14 protein-coding genes are annotated in these 26,322 nt (G+C 63.2%); 8 read left to right on the top strand and 6 right to left on the bottom strand.

Going from position 1 to position 26,322, the window contains the following annotated elements:
• The first annotated feature begins 156 nt into the window (after positions 1 to 156).
• From AHIS1636_RS16010 to AHIS1636_RS15980, 7 genes are all read left to right on the top strand, one after another.
• On the top strand, positions 157 to 2,202 hold the full coding sequence (locus tag AHIS1636_RS16010) for a hypothetical protein (protein WP_264796843.1): 2,046 nt from the start codon (positions 157 to 159) through the stop codon (positions 2,200 to 2,202).
• The gene (locus AHIS1636_RS16005) at positions 2,202 to 3,818 is read left to right on the top strand and encodes a class I SAM-dependent DNA methyltransferase (RefSeq protein WP_264796842.1); all 1,617 of its coding nucleotides are present in this window, start codon (positions 2,202 to 2,204) and stop codon (positions 3,816 to 3,818) included. The genes AHIS1636_RS16010 and AHIS1636_RS16005 overlap by 1 nt, the downstream gene beginning before the upstream one ends.
• On the top strand, positions 3,815 to 4,930 hold the full coding sequence (locus tag AHIS1636_RS16000) for a restriction endonuclease subunit S (RefSeq protein WP_264796841.1): 1,116 nt from the start codon (positions 3,815 to 3,817) through the stop codon (positions 4,928 to 4,930). The genes AHIS1636_RS16005 and AHIS1636_RS16000 overlap by 4 nt, the downstream gene beginning before the upstream one ends.
• 146 nt (positions 4,931 to 5,076) lie before the next feature.
• Entirely contained in the window at positions 5,077 to 8,283 is a 3,207-nt protein-coding gene (locus AHIS1636_RS15995) for a type I restriction endonuclease subunit R (protein WP_264796840.1), read from the top strand.
• Between the two features lie 117 nt (positions 8,284 to 8,400).
• A complete protein-coding gene (locus AHIS1636_RS15990) occupies positions 8,401 to 10,554 on the top strand; it encodes a GmrSD restriction endonuclease domain-containing protein (protein WP_264796839.1) in 2,154 nt (717 codons plus the stop codon).
• Positions 10,555 to 10,649: 95 nt separating this feature from the next.
• Positions 10,650 to 15,938, top strand: a complete 5,289-nt coding sequence (locus AHIS1636_RS15985) for a PDDEXK-like endonuclease domain-containing protein (protein ID WP_264796838.1) — start codon at positions 10,650 to 10,652, stop codon at positions 15,936 to 15,938.
• A gap of 1,688 nt (positions 15,939 to 17,626) precedes the next feature.
• Positions 17,627 to 17,770 carry a VOC family protein gene (locus AHIS1636_RS15980; RefSeq protein ID WP_264796837.1) on the top strand — a complete coding sequence of 48 codons (144 nt, stop codon included), beginning with the start codon at positions 17,627 to 17,629 and terminating at the stop codon, positions 17,768 to 17,770.
• 749 nt (positions 17,771 to 18,519) lie between these two features.
• On the opposite strand, the gene AHIS1636_RS15975 is transcribed toward AHIS1636_RS15980, so the two are convergent.
• The gene (locus AHIS1636_RS15975) at positions 18,520 to 18,933 is read right to left on the bottom strand and encodes a hypothetical protein (RefSeq protein WP_264796836.1); all 414 of its coding nucleotides are present in this window, start codon (positions 18,931 to 18,933) and stop codon (positions 18,520 to 18,522) included.
• 479 nt (positions 18,934 to 19,412) lie between these two features.
• Between AHIS1636_RS15975 and AHIS1636_RS15970 the strand changes: the two genes are divergently transcribed.
• Positions 19,413 to 19,853, top strand: a complete 441-nt coding sequence (locus AHIS1636_RS15970; RefSeq protein WP_264796835.1) for a VOC family protein — start codon at positions 19,413 to 19,415, stop codon at positions 19,851 to 19,853.
• A gap of 468 nt (positions 19,854 to 20,321) precedes the next feature.
• On the opposite strand, the gene AHIS1636_RS15965 is transcribed toward AHIS1636_RS15970, so the two are convergent.
• From AHIS1636_RS15965 to AHIS1636_RS15945, 5 genes are all read right to left on the bottom strand, one after another.
• Positions 20,322 to 21,341 carry a glycoside hydrolase family 26 protein gene (locus AHIS1636_RS15965; protein WP_264796834.1) on the bottom strand — a complete coding sequence of 340 codons (1,020 nt, stop codon included), beginning with the start codon at positions 21,339 to 21,341 and terminating at the stop codon, positions 20,322 to 20,324.
• A gap of 615 nt (positions 21,342 to 21,956) precedes the next feature.
• Positions 21,957 to 23,231, bottom strand: a complete 1,275-nt coding sequence (locus AHIS1636_RS15960; protein WP_264796833.1) for a sensor histidine kinase — start codon at positions 23,229 to 23,231, stop codon at positions 21,957 to 21,959.
• Between the two features lie 4 nt (positions 23,232 to 23,235).
• Complete coding sequence (locus AHIS1636_RS15955; protein ID WP_264796832.1) at positions 23,236 to 23,958, bottom strand: response regulator transcription factor; 723 nt, start codon at positions 23,956 to 23,958, stop codon at positions 23,236 to 23,238.
• Positions 23,959 to 24,357 (bottom strand): hypothetical protein, encoded by a 399-nt coding sequence (locus tag AHIS1636_RS15950; protein WP_264796831.1) that lies wholly within the window; start codon positions 24,355 to 24,357, stop codon positions 23,959 to 23,961.
• The gene (locus AHIS1636_RS15945; RefSeq protein ID WP_264796830.1) at positions 24,341 to 26,146 is read right to left on the bottom strand and encodes an Ig-like domain-containing protein; all 1,806 of its coding nucleotides are present in this window, start codon (positions 26,144 to 26,146) and stop codon (positions 24,341 to 24,343) included. Before AHIS1636_RS15945 ends, AHIS1636_RS15950 begins: the two co-directional genes overlap by 17 nt.
• Positions 26,147 to 26,322 lie beyond the last annotated feature (176 nt).

Below are 26,322 nucleotides of genomic sequence, written 5' to 3'. Positions count from 1 at the left end.
GAACGACAATACAAACCGTTCGGTGAGACTTTCCGAAATATCCCGATAACCCCCCTTATCAGCAAATTGCAACGGAAGCGTTGCGGCTCACAGTTAGGCTGGCTCCGTTACCACCCAGGGAAATGCGAGAATGGACGACGCGCGGAAGGGGGATCAGTGCAGACACAAGCGCGCGTTCAGCTGCGCCTCACCCTTACCGACATCGCCCTGCTCACCCGGGTCCAGCGCCCGGTCGTGTCCATGTGGCGAACCCGAAGCCGCGACACCGCCGCGCCTTTCCCTGCCCCCGCCGACGTTGAAAACGCTTTGGAACTCTTCGATGCCGCCGAGCTCTTGGACTGGCTGGCCGCCACCGGCCGCGGAAACAACCCGAACGCTGCCGAGGACATTGCCGCCTTCGCGGCTCTAGACGGTTTCCGCCGGCACCCGGGTCGGCATGTAGCCGGCATCACGGCTCTGCTCACGCTCCGCAGATTGTTGGACCGGCCGCTGCACGGCCTGATCACCGACGATCTGCTGGATGAGGCGGACGCCGTCGACCCGGACGACGGATTCCTCTACTCTGAGCTCGAAGCTCTCGGAGAAGACTTGCCCCGGATTGCCGCCTACACCGATCTGCTGGCCGATGCCGCCTACAGCCCGGAGGCCGCGTTCGAAAAGCTGATGGCGGACCGCTTCCGCAACGGCCAGCGGGAACAGGCCGCCGCCGCATTCACTCAAGAGGCGATCGACCTGTTGGCGGCCGCCGCCGTCGAACTGGGTTCCAGCCAGCCGAACCGGGAGGTGCCGGTGTTCGTTGACGGCACCGCTGGCGGCAGCGACCTGCTTATGCAGATCGTGCGGTACTCCGGCGAGGACGCGCATCTGACTTTCATGACCACAGCCAACGACGACGACGTTTCCCGGCTGCTGCGGCGAAGGCTGCGGATCCACGGAGTGCAGTGGAAGAACCTGGAGGGGGACGCGGCCGGACGTTTCGGCCTGACCGGCCCGGTGGTGCATGTGGCCCAGTTCCCGCCGCCCGGTCACCGGGACATGTCCCCCGTGCAGATCCTGACCACGGTGGAGAACATCATGCTGCAGATGAACGATGAACAGCGCGGTGTGATCATCGGCCCGGCCGGGGTACTGGTCGATGCCCTGGCATCTCAGGAAGCCGATGATCTGCGCTCTGGCCTGCTGCGCCTGGGCACCCTGCGTGCCGCGGTCCGGCTGCCGCAGGGGCTGCTGAAAATGAAGCCCCGGCAGGCCCAGGCTTTGTGGGTGCTGGGACCGTCGCAGCGGGACGTGGACATCGCCGAGCGCTGGACCATGGTTGCGGACCTGTCTGGACAGGACCTGACCGCGGACGTCCGCGAGGACGTGATCAGCGACCTCGCCGCCTCCATGGGTAGCCGCGCGGTTTTGCGGGCGCACTCGTTCCGCTTCGCCCGGCTCGTCTATACCCGCACCCTGCTGGCCGGCCGCGGATCCCTGCTGCACACGGCAACACCGCCTTCTGCCACCGCGTCCGGCTCCGAAGCCGCCGCACGCATCGATGCCTTGGTGGGCGCCCTCAATGAGGAACCCGCACCGACACGGCTGGAACTGGACCTAGAAGCTGCGAATTCGGACGTGTACCCCGCACCGTCCACAGTGGGTGAGATGATCGCTGCCGGGAACCTGAAATACCTGCCGGGCAACCGCTTAGATGAAAGACTCCTGATGAGCCGTGGAACGGGACGCGTGTGCCTCCTCGGTCTCCCGGAACTGCTCGGACAGACCGAGCCTGGTGACCGGCGTATCGACCAGCTGGTGCTGGCCGCCACCTATCCAGCCGCCCGCCGGACCGAACCCGGGGACGTCGTGTTCTGTACCGGGGAGCGGACCGCAGCATGGGTGGACGCTAAGGGCGGCGCCGTCGTGTCTTTTCCGGTCCGGGTGCTGCGGATCAGCGATACCGATCCCGGCGGCCTGCTGGCCGAGGTGTTGGCCGCTGACATCAACGCTGCACCATCCAACGGCGGCCGGTGGAAGCGCTGGCCCGTCCGCCGCCTGCCCGAAACCGCGCAAGCACCGTTAAAGGCGGCGCTGCATGAACTACGAGAAGTGCGCGAGCAGGCCCGGCGCCGGCTGGACGCACTTACCGAACTTGAATCCCTGATCGTGGACGGCGCGACCGGCAGCCGCCTGAAGATCGTGTCAATGAAAGGAACCGGCTGATGCCTCCAAAGAAGAAGGTGGATGCGCTGCCATCGACCATGAAGGAACTGAAGGACACCCTGTGGAAGGCCGCGGACAAGCTGCGCGGCTCCATGGACGCGTCCCAGTACAAGGACGTGATCCTGGGACTGGTGTTCCTCAAGTACGTCTCCGACGCATTCGATGAGCGGCGCGAGCAGATCCACGCCGAGCTGGCGGGCGAAGGGATGGACGAGGACCAGATCGCCCAGCTGATCGACGACGTGGACGAGTACACCGGCCGCGGCGTCTTCTGGGTGCCCGCCTCCGCCCGCTGGGTCTACCTGGCCGAGAACGCCAAGGGACTGCCCGCCATCGGCGGCGAGCCGGCCAAGTCGATCGGCCAGCTCGTCGATGAGGCCATGGACGCGCTCATGACCGCCAACCCGTCGCTGGCGGCAACCCTGCCCCGCCTGTACAACCGGGACAATGTGGACCAGCGCCGACTGGGCGAGCTGCTGGATCTCTTCAACTCCGCCCGCTTCACCGGCGAGGGCGCTAAGAAGGCCCGCGACTTGCTGGGTGAGGTCTACGAATACTTCCTGGAGAAGTTCGCCCGTGCCGAGGGCAAGCGGGGCGGGGAGTTTTACACGCCCGCCGGCGTCGTTCGCGTCCTGGTGGAGGTGCTGGAGCCGACCAGCGGTCGCGTCTACGACCCGTGCTGCGGTTCCGGCGGCATGTTTGTGCAGACCGAGAAGTTCTTGGAGGCCCACCACAAGGAGGGCTCGGATATTTCCGTGTACGGGCAGGAGCTCAACGAGCGCACCTGGCGCATGGCCAAGATGAACTTGGCCATCCACGGCCTCAACGGCAACCTGGCCTCCCGCTGGGGCGACACCTTCGCCCGGGACCAGCATCCGGACATGCAGGCGGACTACATCATGGCCAATCCGCCCTTCAACATCAAGGACTGGGCTCGCTCCGAGTCCGACCCGCGCTGGAAGTACGGCGTGCCCCCGGCCAACAACGCTAACTACGCCTGGATCCAGCACATCATCTCCAAGCTCGCCCCCGGCGGTTCGGCCGGGGTGGTGATGGCCAACGGCTCGATGTCCTCCAACTCCGGCGGTGAAGGCGAAATCCGTGCCCAGCTGGTGGAGGCGGATCTGGTCTCCTGCATGGTGGCCCTGCCCACCCAGCTCTTCCGCAGCACCGGCATCCCCGTCTGTACTTGGTTCTTCGCCAATGACAAGGGAGTTGGAGCGCGCGGTTCCGTGGACCGGACCGGTCAGGTGCTCTTCATCGACGCCCGGCACCTGGGCCACATGATCGACCGCGCCGAACGTGCCCTCTCCGACGAGGACATCGCGAAGATCGCGAACACCTACCACGTATGGCGCGGCACCGCTTCCGCGGGGCACTCCGGGCTGAAGTACGACGACGAACCCGGCTTCTGCTACTCGGCCTCCCTGGCGGAGATCAAGGCTGCGGACTACTCGCTGACACCCGGCCGGTACGTCGGCACCGCAGAAGCGCAGGACGACGGCGAGCCGATCGAAGACAAGATCGCACGGCTGAACAAGGAGCTGTTCGAGCAGTTCGAGGAATCAGAGCGCCTGGCCAAGGTTGTGCGAGAGCAGTTGGGAAGGATGCAGTGAATATCCCTGAAGGCTGGCAAACCAAATGCCTTGCGGACGTCGTGGAAATCCAGCGGGGATTCGACCTGCCGCACCATGCCCGCCGCCCAGGGCCCTATCCCGTACTTACGTCCGGTGAGACAGGTGGGTTCCACGACGAAGGGCCAGTTGAGGGGCCCGGTGTAACCATCGGCAGGGCGACGAACCTCGGAAAGCCGAAATGGTCTGATGTCGACTTTTGGCCCCACAACACGACAATGTTCGTGAAGGACTTTAAGGGAAATAATCGGCGCTGGGTCTATCACCTATTCGAAAATACCGATCTTGCTGGCTTTGACTCCGGTTCTGTGCAGCCGATGCTGAACCGAAATTACATAGCTAGGGTTCCCGTAGCCGTTCCACCAATTCACGAGCAGGGGGCGATTGCGGAAGTACTTGGGGCCCTCGACGAGAAGATTGCCGCCAGCGCCAAGCTTGCAGGCATTAGCGATGAACTTCTGGCAGCAAGGTTTGCAACATTAGCTCAGCACGGTTCCGAAGAAGTGGCTTTAGGTTCCATCGCGAGAGTCAATGCAGAGACGCAAAAACCCGTTCCCGGAGGCCTACTGCGATACATCGACATATCTACTGTCGATGTCGGCTCATACAGCTTTCCCGAGATCTCTTCCTGGGATGACGCGCCTTCTCGTGCGCGCCGAAAGGTGAGCAAGGGTGACACAATCTGGTCAACGGTGCGCCCCAACCGGCGATCACATGCCTTGAACCTCTCCGACGATCCGTTACTGGTCGGTTCAACAGGATTGGCTGTTCTTTCTCCGGTCAAAGTCGGATTCGCCTATCTATACGAAATAACCAGACTTCCCCAGTTCACTGCATACTTGGAAAACGTCGCTGAAGGAAGCGCATATCCTGCCGTACGTGCGGATCGTTTTGCCGATGCACTAGTTCCGTTACTCCCAGTGGAGGCCAGAAACGAGTTCGAATCACTCGCTGCTCCTATGAGAGAACATATCCACTCCCTTACTGAGGAAAACATGAGACTGGATGCCACCCGCGATGCGCTGCTTCCAAAACTGATGTCAGGCAAGCTACGGGTAAAGGACGCGGAGACAATGGTCGACGACGTCGCATGATTCTGGTTAGTTGGCCACTTTCTGCAACACAGGTTGCTGGAATTTGGTACAGCATCGAGGTTGTGGATTCACAACTTTGAAAGCGCGCAGCCATGCAGCAGTAGTGTGCATAGAACAGAACTCAGTCCCTGGGGAGGACATCAGCAATGACACAGACAGTCACGAGCTTCACGGAGGCTGAGTGGGAGGGCCTGGCCCTGGACCAGTTGGCCGAGCCTCTTGGGTGGAAGCGGGCATCCGGTGATGCCATCGCCCCGGGTTCCGGTATGCGGGAGTCATGGGATGAGCTGTTGCTCCGCCAACGCCTGCTCGAGGCACTGCAGAAGCTGAATCCCACGGTCCCGGCGCAGTATCTGAAGCAGGCTTTGGCGGAGATCACCCAGCCCAAATCTAATGATGCGGTCACTGAGAACCACCGAATTCACCACTACCTAGTGGACGGATTCCGACTAACCTACATCGACTCGGACGGCACGGAGTCAAATCCGACCATCCGCCTGATCAGCGCGGATCCGGACGAGAATGACTGGCTGGTCGTCAACCAAGTGACCATCGTCCAAGGCGATTACCGGCGCCGGTTCGACATCGTGCTCTACTGCAACGGTATGCCGGTTAGCATCGTCGAGCTCAAGAAGGCCGGCAGTGCGGCGGCGGACGTTGCCGCCGCACACGCCCAGCTGCAGACCTACCTGCGCGAGTTCCCCATGGCTTTCCGCTTTTGCGTGCTCACGCTGGCCTCGGACGGGATTCTCGCTAAGTACGGCACGCCGTTCACACCGCTGAACCATTTCTCGCCGTGGAATGTCGACGACGACGGCACCGTCGTTCGCCCAGGCGATCTGCAGGACGGTGAGCCCACCACGGGTTTGGAGACCGCGTTGCTGGGTCTGTACAACCAGGAGCGGTTCCTGCAGCTGCTGCGAAACTTCACGGCCTTCGACCAGGGCTCCGGCGGGCTGGCCAAGCGGATCGCCAAGCCGCACCAGTACTTCGCGGTCACCAAGGCGGTCGGCAGCACGGTCCAGGCGGTGGAGAGCAACGGCAAGGCCGGCGTCGTCTGGCATACCCAGGGCTCGGGGAAGTCCATGGAGATGGAGCTTTACGCCAACCTTGTCAGCCGGCACCCAAAGCTGAAGAATCCCACCCTGGTGGTGATCACTGACCGCAACGAGCTGGACGGACAGCTGTACGAGACGTTCGCGCGCAGCCTGCTGCTGCCGGAGGACCCGAAGCAGATCCGCAAGCGTTCCCAGCTGCGGGAGGAGCTGAGCAACCGGACCACTGGCGGCATATACTTCACCACATTGCAGAAGTTCGGCCGCAGCAAGGACGAGAAGGACGCGGGCTTTGACCATCCGTTGCTGTCCGAGCGACGGAACATCATCGTGGTGGTCGATGAGGCGCACCGCAGCCACTACGACGACCTGGACGGCTACGCCCGGCACCTGCGCGACGCGCTGCCGCACACCACCCTGATCGCGTTCACCGGCACTCCGATCTCTTTCGATGACCGCAACACCCGCGAGGTATTCGGTGACTATATAGACATCTACGACCTCTCCCGGGCCGTGGAAGACGGGGCCACCGTGCCTGTCTATTTCGAGCCGCGGCTGATCAAGGTCGGGTTGGCGGAAGACGTAACCCAGGAGGTCATCGACGAAGCCGCGGACGAAGCCACGGTCGGGCTGGACGAAACGGAACGGGCGCGCATCGAGAGGAGCGTCGCCGTCGTCAATGCCGTCTACGGAGCACCGAAGCGCATTGCGGCCCTGGCCGAGGACCTGGTGACCCACTGGGAGAACCGCAGGGAGCAGATGTGCAAGTTCATCGAGGCACCCGGCAAGGCACTGATTGTGGGCGGCACCCGGGAGATCTGCGCCAACCTGTACACGGCCATCACGGCGCTGCGTCCGGGCTGGCACTCGGACCAGCTGGACAAGGGCAAAATCAAGGTCGTCTATTCCGGCACCGCCTCCGATGTACCGCCGGTGTCCGACCATGTGAGACGGGATTCCCAGAATGCGGTGATCAAGGAGCGGCTCAAGGACGTCAACGATGAGCTGGAGATCGTGATTGTCAAGGACATGATGCTCACGGGATACGACTCCCCTCCCCTACACACTCTGTATCTGGACCGGCCGCTGAAGGGTGCACTGCTGATGCAGACCTTGGCCCGGGTGAACCGCACCTTCCGCGGCAAGGAAGACGGCTTGCTGGTCGCCTATGCACCGCTGGCAGAGAACCTTGCCAAGGCGCTGGAAGAATACACCCGCACCGACCAAGAAAAGAAGCCCGTCGGCAAGAACATCGACGAAGCAGTGGCGTTGACGGTCACCCTGGTGGAGACGCTGCGCGGGCTGTTGGCCGGATACGACTGGAAATCGGTCTGGCTGAAGGGCGGACCCAAGGGCTTCCTCAACGCGGTCACCGGAGCGGTCAACTACCTGCGGAACCCCGCCACCCCCGGCAACCAACCATCCTCTGACGGGGAGGAGACCGTGGCCTCAAAGTATCGGCGGTTCTCCGGCCAACTGTCACGGGCCTGGGCCCTATCCTCCGGATCCGAGACACTGGCCGAATTGCGGCCGGAGATCCAGGTATACGAGGAGATCCGGGTCTGGATGGCCAAGTTCGACGCCGACGAGCGGCAGTCACGCGGCGAGCCCATTCCTGCCGAGATCCAACGGATGCTCAACGAGTTGATCGCCACCGCCACGGAAACCGGCGAGGTCCTGGACATCTACAACGCCGCCGGCATGCCCAAACCTTCGCTGGACGACCTCACACCAGAGTTCATCGCTAAGACGAAGCAGGCCCGCAACTCTCAGCTGGCGATCGAGGCCCTACGGAAGCTGATCACCGATGAATCAGCGAAAACGACCCGGAACAACCTGGTACGTCAGCGGGCGTTCTCGGATCGGATTACCGAGCTGATGAACAAGTACACAAACCAGCAGCTAACCTCGGCCGAGGTCATTGCCGAACTGGTAGAGCTGGCCAAGGAAGTGGCAGCCGAGGGCAACCGTGGTGAACACTTCTCGCCTCCTCTGAACAACGACGAGTTGGCGTTCTACGATGCCGTGGCCCAGAACGAATCCGCGGTCGAGGTCCAGGGCGAAGGCGTGCTCGCCGACATTGCCCGGGAACTGGTCTCCGTCATGCGCCGGGATGTACGGACCGATTGGACCGTGCGGGACGATGTACGGGCGAAGCTGCGGTCCTCCATTAAACGGCTGCTGGTCAGGTTCGGGTACCCGCCGGACAAGCAGCCCGCCGCCATCAAGCTGGTCATGGAACAGATGGAGTCCATGGCACCACGGTTTGCAGAAGGACGTGGGGTACATGCCAGCTAATAAGCCCGATAGTGGCGTCGCCTCAGGCGGACCCTTGAATTTAGACTCTGGAAACCCACTTTTTGTCGCGCAAAACGCACCGGCACAAGCCGACGTTCACCGCACAGGAGGCGCTGCGTGAGCACTCTTTTTAAACCCGTCGGTTGGAACGTCCAGAGCCTGGTGGACAATGTCCACAGCGGAGTTATTCAGCTGCCCGACTTGCAGCGCCCCTTTGTGTGGCCGAAGGCAAAAATCCGTGACCTGCTCGACTCGATGTATCGCGGATACCCGGTGGGCGAGCTCATGTTCTGGAATGTCTCCCAGGAGGACACGTCACGTGCCATTTCCGGGGCAACGAACCGCGCCGGTTCACATCAAATCATTGACGGCCAGCAGCGCTTGACCAGTCTCTACGCGGTATTCAAGGGCTCACCGGTCCGCGATGCCGATTACAACTCACGCAGCATGGTCATAGCGTTCAACCCCTTCACCGAAAAGTTCGAAGTCACCAACAGGGCCATCGAGAACTCTGCCGACTGGATCCCAAACGTCTCGGAGTTCTTTCTCAACCCGTTCAAAATCAAAAAGGCCTTCAAAAAACGCTACGAAGAGGCCAAGGAAGAGCTCAACGAGGAGCACGAGGAGCTGCTTGAAGACCGCCTCGGAAAATTGGACCGGCTCCGCAGCTACGAATTCACCGTCGTGGAAATCCAGCCCTCGGCGGACAAAAAGGTGGTTGCGGATATCTTCGTGCGCATCAACTCCGAAGGAGTGAGCCTCAAGGCGGCCGATTTCATCCTCACGTGGCTAAGCGTGTTCTGGCCCGAAGGACGAGAACAGCTGGAAGCGTTCGCCCGAGACTCTCGTCTGACACCGCAGCGGGCCAGCGAGATCGCCGACCGGCCGGTGGCCTGGACCCCGGTCAATAACTACCTGGCCGTGGACGCGGGCCAGCTGGTGCGTGTGCTGGTCGCCGTCGGGCAGAATCGCGCCAAACTGGGCGATGCCTACAACGCCCTACAGGCCAAGGACCGCCACACCGGTTTCGTCAACGCCGAGCGTCAGGAAGTCGAACTCAACAAGCTGCGTTCAGGCCTGCCCCTGGTGCTCAAGGAACTTCACTGGACCGAATTCATGCGCTGCCTTGCAGTGGCCGGCTTCAAGTCCCGCAAGATGATCACCTCGGATATGAACATCCTCTCCAGCTACGCGCTGTGGATCATCGGGCGAACCCGCTTCAACGTCGACTTGGCCGTCCTACGCAACCTCATGGCCAGGTGGCTGCTCATGTCCCAGCTCTCCGGCCGGTACACGGGCAGTTCCGAGACCCAGCTGCAAAAGGATCTGGACCGCCTCACTGCACCGGACAGCCGTGATGAATCGGCCTTTGTCTCGACCCTGGAGTCCATCATCGCGGCGGAACTCTCGGACGATTTCTGGACTCTGCGAATGCCGGATACCCTGATCACCTCCTCCGCAGCGTTATCCCCGGCGTACCAGACCTATCTGGCAGCACTGAACATCCTGGATGCCGATATGTTCATGCTGAACAACAAGGTTCAGCAATGGATGGATCCGTCTCTGCCTGCGCCGAAAGGCACCGAGGGACATCACCTCTACCCGCGCAAGTACCTGGAGAAAGTGGTCGGGATCAAAGACCTGAAAAAGATCAATCAGGTCGCCAATTTCGCCCCAACCGACTGGAGCACCAACCTCTGGATCTCCGACCGTGCCCCCAGCGAATACTGGCCGGCCCTAATCCGGGAGCGTGATTTCAGCGGCAGTGAGTTGGGCCGGCAAATGTTCTGGCATGCCTTGCCGGAAGACTGGGAAACACTGAGTTTCGACGAATTCCTGCAGGAACGCCGGATTCTCATGGCTCAGGTCACCCGTGCCGGCTACGAGCAACTTAAAACAGGCCGAGCAGCCACAATCACTGCCCCGCAGCCCGCCGTCGTCACTCCTTCCCGCTTTGCCGGACCGGCCGAAGTATCAGACCTCATCGAGGCCGGAGTCCTGAAACCGGAAGACTTCCTCACCCCGGCGGATGAATCCCTCCGCATCCGGGCAGAAATCTCGGAGGACGGTGCCGCAATCATCGATGGTCACGAATTCGCTTCCCTGGATGCCGCCGCCCATCATGCCGGCGCCGACAACATCCCAGGCCTCGAATTCTGGCAGCTAGAGGTAGACGGCGACATGGTACCTATCCTCGCTCTGCTGCAGCGGACGCCAAGGCCTCCAGTAGCGACTAGCATTCATCCCGCATCAGGCCCGGGCTCCCTTTGAGATAAGTCATTAGTATGGGTTAGTGCTTTCAGCACCGTGAAGGACAGAGGCCGCCGGACACGTCGTCAGGCAGCAGGTTATGGGGGGGGGATCTGATGGCCGATAGCGGCTTCGTCGGTTCAGATAATGTTCGGGACCACGTGCTTGAGCTGATCGATTTTCTGCAGGCCTACGATGCACAACGCAACAAGCCCGTCAGGAACATCGCTCAGTTCTCGATGTTCCGAGTGACCGAGCCAGAACTCCCTGTACACCATGCCGTTAGCCTGCCCCGCTCTGACTCAGCCTGGCTGACCGTCGACTTCATCGACTTGCCGCCAGCACCCAAAATCCCGGCTCCCCTACAGCAGCTGATCAACGCCGGACTCCCGGTAAAAGCCGATGATAGGCCTTCAATTGTTCCGCCATGGCCGAAAGAGGATTCCCAGGCCTCTGAAGACGCCGGAGAGGATTTCCCCACCCTCAAAATCACCGAAGAAGAACGTCAGCGTCGCGCCAACCTGCTTGAGCAGGCCAAAACCTGGATCGACACCGTGTGGGAACCGTGGAGTAAAACGTGGACCGCGGGCGCTGCGGTCAAACATCTGCACCGCCAGCTCTTCGAACAACGGGAAAGTCTGATGTTGGATCGGGAGTCGCTGGAGCTCATCTGGGGCTTCGGCCGTGGTCGGTGGATCAAAGACGACTACTCCATTGATCATCCGCTGATTTCATTTCCTGTTGAAATCGACTTGAACCCGGACACCCAGCAGATCTCTGTACGGGTCGCAGGTCCCCACCAGATTGAGGCAATGTATCTTGCCGGGCTTGATATCCATGACCGAACGTCCTTTACAGCCGCCCGGACAGCATCGAACGAACTGGAGCTCGATCCCTGGTCAGAGGAGGAGGAAGCTAAGGATCTCATTACCCGTCTGGCTCGCTTTATAGATGACAATGCCGTTGTCGTCGACGATGTGGCCACGCCAGGGCCCCACTTCCAGGCCGATGCCTCCTGGACCTTGTTCATGCGCCGCAAAGTCGCGGACTCGCAGGGGTTCCTGGAACAAATGCGCCGGAGCTATCTGGACCCTGAGGGCCTCATTCCGGCACCCCTGCAGGACATCGTTGCCCTTCCGAACGACTCCTCGGCTGTGTCAACCAGTGACACAAATTCGGGCAGCACGGCCGCCTCTGAGCCTCTCATGCTGCCGTTGGCCACCAATGAACAACAGCAGCGCATTCTGCGGCTGGCACAGACCTATCCCGGTGTCACCGTGCAGGGTCCTCCCGGAACGGGAAAGTCACACACCATCGCCAACCTGATCAGCCACTTCGTCGCCTACGGTAAACGCGTCCTCGTGGTCGCTGAGAAGGAACAGGCGCTGAAGGTGCTGGCTGAAAAGGTGCCCGAAGGCATTCGTGATCTCACAGTCTCTGTTCTTGGAGCGGATGAAGACAGCCGGAAAGAACTTGAGAAGTCAATTTCTAACATTCAGGCACATGTCAGCACCCTCGATAAGGATGATGCCGATGAACACATTCAGCGGCTCCGTACCGAACTCGATGCCATAGACCGTGGCATTGCCAGCACGACCAATGACATGCTCGACGCCCGGGCAGCGGAAACAGTTGTCTTCGAAGGGAGCTGGCAGGCAGGGCAGGACCCAACCCCGCAACAGGTCGCGGAATGGCTTCGGCTCAATCAAGGCAAATACGGGTACATCGAGGACCGCATTGCTCCTGCCGTACCTGCTCCGCTGACACCGGCGGAACTTCATGAACTCATTTCCCTTCTCGAATCGATAGGTCTGGCGACCGCCGAGCACGCCGTCCAGACACTGCCCGAGCCTGCCGAGCTCCCCCAAGGATCTGAACTTCAGTCTTTGGTGGCCGAAATACGAACCGGTCAGGGTCGCGCAAGTAAGGTTCGGTCTGCATTCGGGCACTGGGAAACTTTCGAGGCGGCGGACCCTCGCGCGATTTCCGCTCTGAAGTCTGAACTAACGCAGACAGCTGACTGGCTTCAGAGCATAGAAGAATCACCCTACGAAGCGGTTCTTCAGCATGCCTCTGATGCCTTTCGCGCCCATGAATGGGGTACATATCACCGCGGCCTTACCCAGCTACGCGAGGAAGCGTATACGCTGCGCGGCCCATTGCTCTCACATACGCTCGCCCTGCCTGCCCTCATTGATGAAGGGCTCCTCCACCGGCTTCAAGAGGCCCACTCCCTGCTCGTCGCGAACGGCAGGCTGGGATTTTTCGCACGGCAAGCCAAGAAGACGGTCGAATTATTTACCGTCGATAACCGAGTGCCGGCTACTGCCGATGACATATCACTGTGTATCCGTGCCGTGTCCCTTGAACTGATCCGCAATCGGATCCGCGCGCTGTGGCGGAACCAGTCTCCTGCCGGCACATCGCAGGAGCTGTCACCGCGGCCGGAGGATGATATCGCCGGCGAACTGGCAACACTGGATCGGATTTTTCAGCACCATGACGCACTTCAAAAGCTGATCACTTCCCTTGACCAGATGGGGTACAGCCGACTGCACTACGTCGACTCGGCAAGCCTGGCGACGGCGGCAAACCATCTCTCTGAAGGGCTACACTTTCACGCTGTTTCCAGCGCCATTGAACGGCTCAGCGCCCTGCAGAACAACTTGCGTTCAACAGCCACCGATGCCGGTGTTTCGCCGCTCTTCCAGCAACTGGCCGACGCCCTGGCTGCCGAAAATTTCACTTCCTGGGATGAACTTCGTAAGGAGTGCCTACGTCTTCATGAGGCCAAAGAGACCTCCAAACGGCTTCTCGAACTCAGAGCCAATTTGTCGACCGAAGCTCCGGTCTGGACGGCGAAAGTTCTGAGTGACAGCAAAGCTGCCGGAGATCCGCAGGACTTTCCGATCGCATGGGAATTCCGGCGGCTTGAATCGTGGGTTCGCGAAGTTACCAATAAGACCGACCCCGGTCAGCTTCAGTCCCGGATCGATGACTTGTCCCACCAGCGTCGTAAGGTTGTCACCGACCTGGTCAGCCAAATGGCATGGCGCCGGCTCGCCGATAATCTCGGCTCAAAAGAACGTCAGGCGCTGCAGAGCTACGTCCAGGCGACAAAACGCTACGGAAAGACCGGCGGCAAGTTCGCCCAGCGCTGGATCGGCGAAATGCGGCGTGCCCTGGACGAATCCAGCAGCGCCGTACCGGCGTGGATTATGACGACATCCCGTGCCCTGACAAGTTTCCAGCCGGCACTGGTTCCCACGTTTGATGTCCTGATCATCGACGAGGCTTCCCAAATCGGTTTCGAAGCGTTGCCGCTGCTCTCGCTGTCGAAGACCGCCATCGTGGTCGGCGACGATAAGCAGACGAGCCCGGAGAATGTCGGCCTCGACCGCCAGCAAGTCTTCGACATCATGGATGGCTACCTCGCCAAGGTGCCGAATTACCGAACGCTGTTCGACCCGGACAACAGCCTGTACGACCTGGCCGTCCAGAAATTCGCAGTACCGGTCATGCTGACGGAGCATTTCCGGTGCCTGCCGGAAATCATCGAATTTTCCAATCAGCACTCCTACAACGGCAACATTATTCCTCTGCGCGACCAGCCTCCGCGGCAGGGATGGAGCGCCCTTGGGCTGCTGAGAGTCCGCGACGGGTACCGACGGGGCGATATTAACGAGCCTGAGGCTGAGCAGGTCGTTAATCTGATTGCCGACCTGTGCGAGGACCCGGACTATGACGGCATGACATTCGGTGTGGTCAGCCTGCTCGGTTCCAGCCAGTCAAAACTGGTCTGGGAAAAACTTTACGAACGGCTCGGCCCTGAAGAGATGGAAGCCCGCCGGATCCGCTGTGGTGAGGCCGCCAATTTCCAAGGCGACGAGCGGGACGTCATCGTCATTACAACCGTTGTGGCCCACGATCCGTCACTGCCTAAGACACGTTTTGGTGCCATGACCAGCGTCCGGGACCAGCGGCGGATCAACGTGGCGGCCTCGAGAGCGAAGAACCAGCTATGGGTTGTCTCCTCTGTTGATCCCGACCTGCTGCCTAACGGGGATCTCCGTGCGGCCCTCATCCGGCACTGTTCGACAGCAGGAGCGACCGAAGCGCGCAGGAGGGATCTGCTCGAAGCATGCGACTCCGAGTTCGAACGGCAGATTGTCCGGCAGCTGCTGAACCGCGGATACAGAGCCATTGAGGTACAGCACGTGGTTGGCCGCTACCGGATCGATATTGTCGTCTCCGGACCGGACGGACGCCTTGCCATCGAGTGCGACGGCGACAGGTGGCATGGGCCGGATGTCTGGCATAAGGACCGTTCCCGACAGGAAGTCCTCGAACGCGCCGGTTGGACCTTCGAACGCATCCGAGGCTCCGCCTACTACCGTGACCCGGAGGCCGCTATGCAGTCCGTCTGGGAACATCTGGACACCTTGGCAATCCCTACAGGTGACGAGTGGATGCTGTCCCCCCGTGGACCGATTGTCCGGGAAGTCATAACCCAAGTGGACACCGACGGCGATGATGATGATGCAACTGAGGACGACACCGAACTGCCCGGCAGCGGCTCGGCCGCAACATTCCCCCGGGGCGCTCTGCCCTCCTCATCCATACAGCAGCTGCCCCTCGAATCCGAGGATCGCCAAAATGACAAGCAGCCAGAGCCAGCCGCACATATTCCGGCTTCTGCCCCCAGCAACGGCTCCGAACCGCTTGCTAACCACATTGCAAATCTGGAAGAAGCCCACAAGGCTTCCAGCGGTAATGCAATGTATCCACCTTCACTAACCAAAGTAGAAGATGTGCCCGAATCTGCCGACATCGAGGAAGATCTGGCAGAAGCCAACGGAGAAAACGACCAGCCGGACCTGCGGCTTGCTGCCCGAAGCTACCTCAAATTAGTGCCCTACGACTACTGGCAGCCCAGACCGCTCTCTGCCGTTTCTGCAACAAACCTTTCCTCCGTTCAATTCGGACTGATCGACATCATTCAGGCAGAAGGGCCGATTATCGCTCGCCAGGCGTATCTACGGTATGTCCAGGCGTCCGGAGGTCAGCGGGTAGGCAAAGAAAGCCAGAGGCTTTTCAATCAGGCTGTCAGCCGTGCTCTCCGAGCCCGATCAATCAGTCGGATCAGCGATGGCGTCCCGGGAATCGTCAAGTCGACGCTCTACCTGCCCGACCAGGAACCAGTGAAACTGCGTGAACTTGGTCCCCGGACTATCTTCGACGTGCCTGAATCCGAGCTGTCGGCATTACTGGATCGGTTGGCCGCCCAAGGCGTACCAGAGGACGCGTTGCCCCGCGAGGTTCTAAACGCATACGGGCTCCGAAAACTGACTCAAAAAACAAGCGCCCACATTCTAGCCAACAGGCATTACGAATGGACGCCATGATAACTGAGCCCCTCGTGGACGGTAGTTGGAACGCCCGTTATTCGGTCAGAGTGGTGGTGGGAGCCCAAAAGCCTTGACAAGCCCGATCAGCAGCGATCGGTCGATCCATTCGCCGATAACGGCGCATATGTCGTGACTCGGCCTGTGTCTGGCGGTCATCGCTAGCTGCCGTCTCGAGCCGGCGGTCTTAGCTTCCTTGCTCCCGGGCTGTTCTGAGCAGCCGGATGGCCTTCGGACCGATGCCGTGAAGACGCTTAAGCTCCTCCAGATCCTCGGGTAGGTCGGATATGGAGGAGTAGCCGGCATCAATGAGGGCACCGGCGGCCGGCCGGCCTACGTTGATGCCAGCGAACGTAGGCCCACGGTCTGGTTGCATGCGTTCAGTGTTACACCTTGCCAGCAAGACCCCAAGTGAATGGACACCCTTGGAATGGCGGAGGCCCACGGTCCTGGCATTCGGTCCGGCTGCGTACCGCCGCAGAGGGCAAACGATTCCCAGAGGCTCCTCCTGCCAGGCCTAACTAGGATTCCGCTCCAGCGCAGGCCTTCTCCGCTAGGTTCACAAGGTCCCTGGAACGAACCCCGATAACAGCGCCTATGTAGGAAGAAGGCCCCCGCCAGTCTCGGAGCGGGGGCCTGGCGCGGCGGGCAATGCGATGGGGGATCACGGGAAGACGCCCGCTTCGCGGCCGGTGTCTTGGGGGAAGTGTGGCCGCTGCGCTCAGACGATATTACATGCGTATGCACGCAATCATGAACCACCGCAGCGGCAACCAGCGCCTCCCACCCAACGTCACGGGTGCCATAACGGCGCATATGACGTGGGAGTCGTTGTTCCGTACTGTCATCTCGTTCGATTCAGGTGTGGGCGGCAGTGGAAACTGGCTCTTTGTATGTGATGGATAAATAAGAGCAGATGGAGAATCGGCTGCGGACGCGGCCTCGATTACTCAGCCGGTAACTGAATCCAGGCAGCGATGGGATCCGACAGACGAAGGAGGGCGGGGTAAGGAAGACCATCCCGAGCTTGAAGGTGGGGCTCATTGACAGTCCGGAGGATAAGCGTTTTACTTGGGTTTCTGCCGCGGATCGCGTGGCAGTTTCCTGGGGGGAATCAAATGGGGATCAAGAGCGCATTCCGGACAATAGTCCGGCACGCCCGAGGAACCAGGCCTAGCGAATTCGAGTGCATAGTGGACCACGGACGGCCAGAGGGGCTCGCAGCGGCCACGACAGCAGCCGCAACCGTGGGTTTCGACCGTTCCGAGGCCGACGAAAAGATCATCCTGTCCGGCCTTGTCGTTGACGACTGGGACGGGGCAGTCGCCCTCCTCTCGCGACGACGCTGAAGGCGGGGAGAGTTCACGGCAAATTGGACTCCTCGCCCGCCCGCAACGTCATGAGCGCGGGTCTCCATCACGTCACCCAACGCGCCGGCCTTAGTCCCATGGGGCAAGATTTAGGCGGGACGCGGTGCCGCCTTTCCTGGCTGCTTCCGGCCATACCGCATCAGGCCCCCTTCTATTCCGGTCTTCTGGGGCTCGAGGAGGCCTTCGCCACCCCAGACCGCGGAGTCATTGCCCTCGCAGGAGCAGGCCCCATGCTCACCCTGATGCCGCGTTGACCACTATGTTCCGCCGTCCTGGCCAGATGGACCTCAACACCAGCAGCTTCATCTCGACGTCGCCGTGGAGGAACTGGATGTCGCAACCGAAGCTGCGGTCGCGTTGGGAGCCACCCTGGCTGAGCACCAGCCGGCCCCCGAGCAGTGGCGCGTGCTGCTGGACCCCGTCGGGCACCCGTTCTGCCTTACCGGGGTGCGCCCCGATTGAGTTGCGGCGGGATGGCCGATAACGGGCGCATACGTTAGCTCCCCAGGTTCTAGCAGCACTTGCTCTGCGCCGATGTGAGGACCAAGAGGAAGGCCCCTGCCAGTCTCGGAGCGGGGGCCTGGCGCGGCGGGCAATGCGATGGGGGTATCACGGGAAGAACGCCCGCTTTGCGGCCAGGTCTCTTGGGGGGAAAGAATGGCCGCTGCGCTCAGACGGTAGTACATGCGTATGCAAGGAACGATAAATCCGTCACCCCTTCAACTCATCGCCTTGTCACGCAACAGGCGCAAATGCCGATAACGGCGGCGCATACGTCGGCTCGAACTCGGCCCATTGTGAGGCGCGGATTCCAGGGGCTGACTTGCAGAGTGATGCATCCGGGCTCTGGTCCGGTCTGATGCGACGCGTGCAAGGAGACCACCACAGTAAGGAGATTGACTTTTCCCCGATGTGGGGGCCGACGTTTTTACAATAGTGTTCCGCGATCCTCTTGGTATGGCCGAAGGTGGTTGCTGACACTCCCAGATGGATGAATGGTCACGCTCCGGGCCCGGTTTCGTCTTCCGCCCCCGCTGGCGATGCCGGGTCCGGTTATCCTGCGGCTACATTCTCGTTCAGATACCAGCGGTGCTGGACCGCTGAGCAACGGCGCATATGACAGTCAGGGGCAATCGGGCCCGGGTCTCCTACTCCTGCCAGGATCAGAGGCTGGCCGGATAACGGGCCGGGATGACCGTCGTACGCACGCGTTAAGTGGCGCGACCGGTTCCGGCAAACGCTTCGGGACGCTCGGCGACACAGGCTTCGACAGCATCCTCCAGCAGATCACTGCCTTCGATGCCGAAGAAGAGGGACACCGCCCGCTCTTCCAGCAGGGTCTGCTGATGGTGCGACTCCGGGGTGTAGAACTTTATGGTTGCCGCTTCGGCGGCAACGGACTCGATGCCATCGGCCAGCCGGTTCAGGCCAAACCAGCGGTACCCCGCCACCGCACTTGCCAGTTCCCACGCTTTCAGTGTCCGAACTGCCTGGACCAGGCCGCTGCTTTGCGCCAGGTTGTCCAGGACCAGCAGGTCATGCAGGGCCCGGTCGCCATCGGTACGAGGCCGGCCATGTTGTTGGTGGAGCGCCCGGCTCCAGACCGCTGCTGTATCACCGGTCACAACTACTCTTCCCGTCAACTTCGCCCGCTGCTTCACGGCATGCCAAGCTAACCGGCTCGCCCTAGGAAAATCCTGAGTCCCCTTACACCGCCGCATTGCGCGACGACTCGCGGCACAGACAACTGCCTGCAGGCAGAGCCGCTGAATCCTTGGAAGGGACCGGCCCTCCGATCCCTGGACCGGCGCCGGCACCGGCCACCGGCACCGGCACCGGACAACAGCCGATCATGACCGGTAGCGTCCCCGGGCGTGAACCGGGTCCGTAGAAGTGCCGTTGCCAATGGTGGCCGTTCATCGAACCCGAGCCCGCTCATCTCTTCCCCGTACGGGAAGGTGTCACCTGCCGTTGCCTGATGACGCGACGCGCAGCCGCCTGCCGACCAACCTGCGGTGATGGCCGGCCCTTCCGAGAGGGGGCCGGGATGCGCAACACTGGATCCGGCACCGTACGGGCCGACACTCACACCGGAAGGCAGGCTATGGCACTCGGACTCAACCCTTACTTGCAGTTCACCGGCAACGCGGCGGAGGCCGTCGCGTTCTACCACTCCGTGTTCGGCGGCGAGCTGAACAAGATGACCTATACCGAAGGAATGGGTGATGAGAACCCGGCGACCGCATCGAACATCATGCACTCCTCGCTCTTCACGGACCGCGGCTTCCATCTGATGGCTGCCGACGCACCGGTCGGCATGCCCTCACCCGCCAACGGCACGGTCTCGCTCAGCTCCAACGGGGAGAACCCTGCCGATGACGACACACTGCGCGGCTACTGGGAAGGCCTCAGCGACGGCGCGGCCATCACCGTGCCGCTGGAACAGGCCCCGTGGGGCGATTACTTCGGCCAGCTCACCGACCGTTTCGGCGTGAACTGGATGGTCAACATCACCGGGCAGCAGAACGCCGACGCGGCCCGATAGGTCACGCCTGAGCGGTGCCGGTCATCCCGCCCGGTACGCACGGCCGTGGCAGTGCCTCGGACAGGACGGGCGCTGCCACGGCCGGCATGGTTCGGGCCGGTCCTGCAATCCTCTCGTTTGGGGATTGCACCGACCCCCGCAATTGACTCTGGCTCAGGCCCCCAGCGGTTGCGAGAATGATGGTGTCTCCCGGATCGCTCATCCCAAACACTGGGCGCACCAGGATGGGGCGGATGGTTCCCCAACGCCATCCGCCCGTACACTCCCCCGGCATGGGGGACGGCGGCTGTGCCCCGGACCGGTGCCCACCAGGCTCCGGGGCACCGCCGTTCGCCGAATGGCACGCCTTAGCCGGACGGCTGCTACTGCCGGCGGCGGGAGGTTCCCACCCTGGCCTCCATCCCCCGATAGCCTTACACCCGCCTGCGGAGGTCGGCCGGGCGGTCGGGGCCTCGCACGAAGGAGTGCTCAGCCCTGCGGGCAGGTGCCACCCGCGGCCCCAAAGCGCAGCCAGGCCGGCAGGGCGTCGCGGAAGGCGGTGCGGATGCCGGGGTCGCCGGCGGCCCGCCAATCCACGTCCCCGCCGATCTCGGTTTCGTGCTTGTGCCATTCGAACCAGTTGAGCATCCGCAGCTGCGGGAAGTCCCGGGCGGTTTCGGCGGCGAAGAGCTGTTCCCACCAGGCTTGCTTGATCTCGGCTTCGGAAGCGCCGCCGCCGTCCTCGACATACAGGGCCGCGGTCTCCGGGATCGCCAGCGGTTTGCCGCGCTCCTCCGCGTACTCGGCGTAGAAGTCAGGCACGGGTGTGTCGTCACCGCCGAGCCCGTCATAGGTGCCGGTGAGCTGGTCGGCGAACTTGCCCGGTTCCGGTACCTCGTTCTCGCCCCAGGGGTGGGCCGAGCCCCAGTGGTAGAGCGACATGCCGACCCAGTCCACGGCCGCGTCCCCCGGATAGTACGGCGCGTAGGGGTCGTCCGCCATGGTCAGGACGCCGTCGCCGTCGGTGTCCAGCAACCGGAAGTCGGCGGTTCCGGTCCTGGCGGCGTGCTTGCCGCCGCTGAAGGGGTAACCGCCCCCATAGTTGGGTGCCCACATCATCGATGAGCCCGGCGCTTCCTCGTGGACCGCGTCCGCGACCTTGCGGAAGGCCTTGATGTAGGCCTTGGGCTGCTGGGACCAGGCGTACCAGGAACCGTTCATCTCGTGGGCAAAACGCACGATCACCGGCACACCGGCGTCGTTAAAGTCCTTCAGGTCCGCAGCCAGGTCCTCGACAGCGCCGTCCGTCACTGACGTCAGCCCGTCCCGCGGCTCCAGCGTCAGCAGCAGCGACTGCCCGTCGCCGCGGACCTGCTCGACCGCGGCCTGCAGATTCGCCCGGTCCGCCCCATCGTAAGGGAAGTCCGTGAAGGACACCGCGACCGCGGGTTTCTGGCCCAAGTCCGCCGCATAGCCGGCCAGGGACTGGTTGGCCCAGTCCAGGTTCACCCCGAACAACGTCCCCGATTCCGGCGCCAGCGCAGCCCCGGCGCCGGCGGGACAAACCGTCGGGGACGGCGTGGATGGAGCCGCAGCCGGGTCTGTTCCTTCCGTTCCGGACACGGACGTACCGCACCCGACCAACATCAACATCAGTCCGACGAATGCGGCTGAGGCTAAAGGTTTCTTCACAGCATCACGCTAATCCACGACTACGTGAATCGCTATGGCTTCCGTTCCGCCGATAAGGACAACGAAGAGCGCAGACACTCACCTCGGTCGATCCTCACCGGTATACCCGGCTGGCCCAGCTCGGCCACCTACCGGGCTGTGCATCAAGGTCGATGCCAGGAAGACGTACAAGGCAGACGTTGCCCGGTGATCGGGCCACTGCCCACAGGCTGTGCGGGCGTCCGCAGGATTGCAACGGGATCCACTCCAGGACCTCATCGAGGTCAGAGCCGCTCAGCTCCCACTCCTCGCTGGCGGCACAGTCGTCTGCCCAGCGGTCGCGGGGGTCCACCGTCGGCGTTCTGATCGAGGGGCTTCAGGTTTCGCTTTCAGCGCGCGTTTCCGTTCACCGGGAACCGTGGCCCGCCGCGACAGCTGCAGGAAGGTGGGTGTCTAGGAGATCGTTAGTTCTTGTCCTGCGCTGGATGCTGTCCGGGCGGGGACCGGGATCGGAAGCTTTAGGATGAAGCTGGTCTTCCGGGCGGTGGCCAGGCCAAGGTGGCATCCGATGGATTCGGCGAGTTCGCCGGCCAGGGCCAGACCGATGCCTTCTCCGGTTCCGTCGGTCACGTGGCGGTGGAAGATGTCTCCGGCGGGCCGCGGGCCGGCGTCGGCCACGGTGAGGGAGAGGTGGGTGCCGGCGTCGGCGGCGCGGACGGTCACGGTGCCTTGGCCGTGTTTGAGGGCATTGTCGATCAGGACATCGAGGATCTGCTGCACCGGGCCCTTGGGTACTGGGGCGGGAAGGGAATCGGGCAGTCGGGCTTCGAGCAGGCGCCCCTGACCGGCCGCGGCTGGCCGCCAGCGGGTGACGGCGCCGGCTGCGATTTCCGCGAGGTCGGTCCCGGTTCCGGCGGCCATCCGTTGGTTGCGGGCCAGGTCCAGCAGGTCACTGACGGCTTGATTGAGCCGGTCCACTTCCCTTAGGGCGCGTCCTAGGTCCTCCGCGATGCCGGGCGGGGTGTCCCTGCGCAGGGTGAGGTCTTCGATCTCCAGGCGCAGCGCGGTGAGGGGGGTGCGCAGCTGGTGCGAGGCGTTGGATGCGAACTCGCGTTCCCGGCGCAGCATGTCCTTGAGTGCGAGGGAGCTGGACTGGAGGGCGCGGCCGATGCCGTCCGCCTCCGGGACCCTGAACCTTGGGATGCGGTCTTCGAAGCCGCCCGAACCCAGCCTTTTGGCCAGCCGGGCGAGTTCCAGGAAGGGGCGTGCCATGAATCGTGCCATGACGAGGCCGGCCGCTACGGCCACCGCCAGGAGCCCCAGCCCGAGGACGGCCAGGTCGGTCAGTTCCCGGGTGACGCGGGCTTCCACGAAGTCGCCGGACCGTGCGAGGGTGATGGCCGATCCGTCCGGCAGGGTGCGGCTCATGACGATGTTCGAGGGCAGCTCGGGCAGTGCCGCGCCGGCGGCGGCTACGAGGCTGCCGTCCGCGGCAGTGTATTCGAGCCGTTCCTCCTGGTTGAGCAGCCCGGCCAGGTACGCGTCCGTGATGGTGCCCGATTCGTCGTGTTCGGGTAGGAGCAGGGCCATCAGGTCGATGGAGCGTTCGATCTTGCGGTTCTCGGCGGCGCGGATGTCGGCGGCGATGTCGTAGGAGCGCGGGATGGCGTAGAAGGCGACCAGCGCGACGGCCAGGCTGACGAAGGCGGCTACGAGGCGTTCACGCATTGGCTTACGTCGCTTCGAGCCGGAAGCCGACACCGCGGACGGTGGTTACCCGGGCCGGGGCCCCGTGTTCTTCCAGTTTCTGGCGGAGCCGGCCGATGGTGACGTCGAGGGTCTTGGTGGATCCGAACCAGTTTTCGTCCCAGACGGTATCCATGAGTCTCTCCCGGGTGAAGACGGTGCCCGGTTCGGAATTCAGCAGGGCCAGGACGTCGAATTCCTTGGCGGTCAACGGGACTTCGTGCCCTTCAACGAGTGCACGGCGGGACTGGATGTCCACGTGCAGGACAGATGGCGGGGTGGCGGCCGTCGCCGCGGCGGGCCAGGCGGCAGGATCGGCTGCTCCGGCGGCCGGCACGGTCACGCGGGTCCGGCGGAGCAGTGCCCGGGTCCGGGCCAGCAGCTCGGCGAGGCCGAAGGGCTTGGCCATGTAGTCGTCGGCGCCGACATCGAGTCCGACGACCCGGTCCAGCTCACCGGCGCGCGCCGTGAGGATCAGGATGGTGCCGCCGTAGCCGTCCTCGCGCAGCCGGCGGCACACTTCCAGGCCGTCCACGTCCGGCAGTCCGAGGTCGAGGATGACCAGGTCGACCGGGCCGGCCAGTGCGCGCTTAAGACCGGCCAGTCCCTCGGACTCCCGTGCCACGTCATAGCCTTCGCGTTGAAGGGTCCGGATGAGGGGCAGGGCTATACCGTCATCATCCTCAACCACCAGCACATGGTGAATCATTTAACACATGGTACCGGCGTCCGGGTTGATGAAGGAGCGGTATCCGGCGAGCGTGACCAGAACCAGAACAGCGGACGAAAGGACGGCTGCCAGCACTCCGTACACGGTCCAGCCGGTGGCCGGGTCGCCGGGCCAGCCCATGGTCACCCGCAGGATCTGCCCGAGCAGGGCGGAGAGCGCAAGGATCGCGGTGAACAGCCGTGACTCGAAGCAGCCGGTGATCAGGAGCCGCACCGCAGCCGCGGTCCCTGCGGCCCCGCAGAAGGCCAGCACCAGGCCGATGTGGTCCGCGCGGCCGAAGCTCTCGAAAGCCTGGCCGAACTGGATCAGCGACAGGGTCAGGGCCGCCACGCCCGCGGCTCCCAGGAGTGTGTTGCGGGGCTTAGAAATCACGGTCAAGGGTTCCTCCTTCGGTGACGGGCGCGGTGGAGGCCGCTACGCCGTTGAGATCCCTGGCTGCGCTGGACGGGGTCCAGACCATGCTCGCCGCCGTTGATGCCGTGCGCAGGCTGCTGCTGTTGCTGGCGACCGTACCCAGGGTGATGGTGACCGTGCTCGCCTGGAGCCCGTTCGCCGTCGTCGTACCCGCGGTCATGGTGGCGTTGAACGTCACGGTCTTGCTGGCCTTGACGAAGTTCTGCTTTAGGTTCACGGATCCGAGGTTGACCGCTCCGCCGGCGTACTGGACGTCGAGGGTGTCGCCGGTCGTGCCGAGTCCGAGCAGGGCGCCGTCGCGCAGCCGGACGGTGATGGCCTGGGCGCTGCCGGTCCAGCCCGCGGCGAGGGAGGTCAGGTTGACGCGCTGGTTGTAGGTGAAGGTCAGTGAGTCTCCGGGCTGGAGCTTGCCGACGGTCACGGCGTTGACGGCCTGGACGTCGTAACCGCGCAGCGGGGTGTTGTCCACCTGGTGCCCGGCAGTGGGTGCGGAAATCGTGGTCTGCCCGGCGCCGTCGACCAGGACCGCGCGGAAGTCGTAGAGCCCGTTGGCCACGGTGGCGCTGTTCCAGCTGCAGCTGTAGGGTGCGGTGGTGTCGGTGCAGACATCGGTCCAGGTGGTGGTGCCGCCGGGTGCGCGCTGGATGGTGACCGATCGTACGCCGGCGTTGGAGCTGGCCGCAGCGGACAGGGTGACGGTGCCGGTCAGGTAGATCCCGGGGTTGTCCATCGAGACCGCCGAGACCGTGTTGTCCACCACCCGGCTGGCAGTGGGCGCGGATACGGTGCTGTTGCCGGCCAGGTCGGTGGCGACGGCCCGGAAGGTGTAGTTGCCGTCGGTCAGGGATTTCGTGTCGAAGCGGCAGGAGTAGGGCTCGGTGTTGATGGTGCAGAGGTCCCTGTAGGTGCCTGAGCCGGCGGGCGCGGACTGGATGACGGTCTTCGCGATGCCGGAGTGGGCGTCGGAGGCGGCGGCCTGGAAGGTGCGGGTGCCGCTGAGCGGCGTGCCGGGGTCGGTCATGGTGACGGCCGGGGCCTGGTTGTCCGCCAGCACGTCGTCGGCGATAACGGAGTAGTAGGTGGTGCCCCCGGCGACGGCCACCGCCCGCACATCATAGAAGTCGTTGGCCAGGGCGGCGGTGTTCCAGGAGCAGGAGTACGGGGCCGACAGGTTGGTGCAGATGCTCTTCCAGTTGTTCGTGTCGGCGGGCGAGTACTCGAACCGGACCACGGGCACCAGCAGGCCGGCGTTGTAGACGGCGGCGGACAGGCCGGTGCTGCCGCGGACCGCGTCGGCCACGTCGCCCAGGACAACCAGCAGGTTGTTCGCCACGATGGTGCGGACGGTAGGGGACGTGGCGGAGTAGCCCGCGTTGTCGGTCGCGGTCGCCCTGAGCTCATAGCTGCCGTCGGCGAGCGTCCTGGTGTTCCAGGCGCACGCGTAGGGCGCCCCGGCGGCCGTGCAGATCGTCACCCAGGTGGAGCCGTCGGCGGCCAGGTACTGGATGGCGGCGTTCTTCACGCCGGTCTCGCCGTCGGTCGCGGCGGCCGTGAGCGTCACGGTGTCCTTGACCGAGGCGCCGGGGGCGGTGAGCACGACGGCAGGTGGCGTCCAGTCCGCGGCGGCGGTCACCCGGGAGCCGGTGTTCGTGGTGCTCGCGGTGTAGGCGGCGGTGGAGAATCCCGGCATGCCGGCCCAGATGACGGCCATGGCGGCGGTCACGAGGACGAGCAGTGCTGCACGGGCTCTCATTTCCGGGGCTTTCTCCTGGTCGCGGCGGCGTGGGGACGGTGGTGGTTTCAAGGCTAGGCGGCGGCCGTACACAGCCTGTCCAACGCAGGTCCACGGGAAAGTAACAGTGCCGAAGGCGCCGCCCCCAACGCGGCGCCTTCGGCACTGTTACTTCCATGCGGCCGGGTCCGGCCGCG

The sequence above is a fragment of the Arthrobacter mangrovi genome (assembly GCF_026011795.1).
GTDB lineage: Bacteria > Actinomycetota > Actinomycetes > Actinomycetales > Micrococcaceae > Crystallibacter > Crystallibacter mangrovi.
The sequence above is the reverse complement of the archived record's forward strand: the minus strand, read 5'-3'. Positions and strand labels throughout refer to the sequence as shown.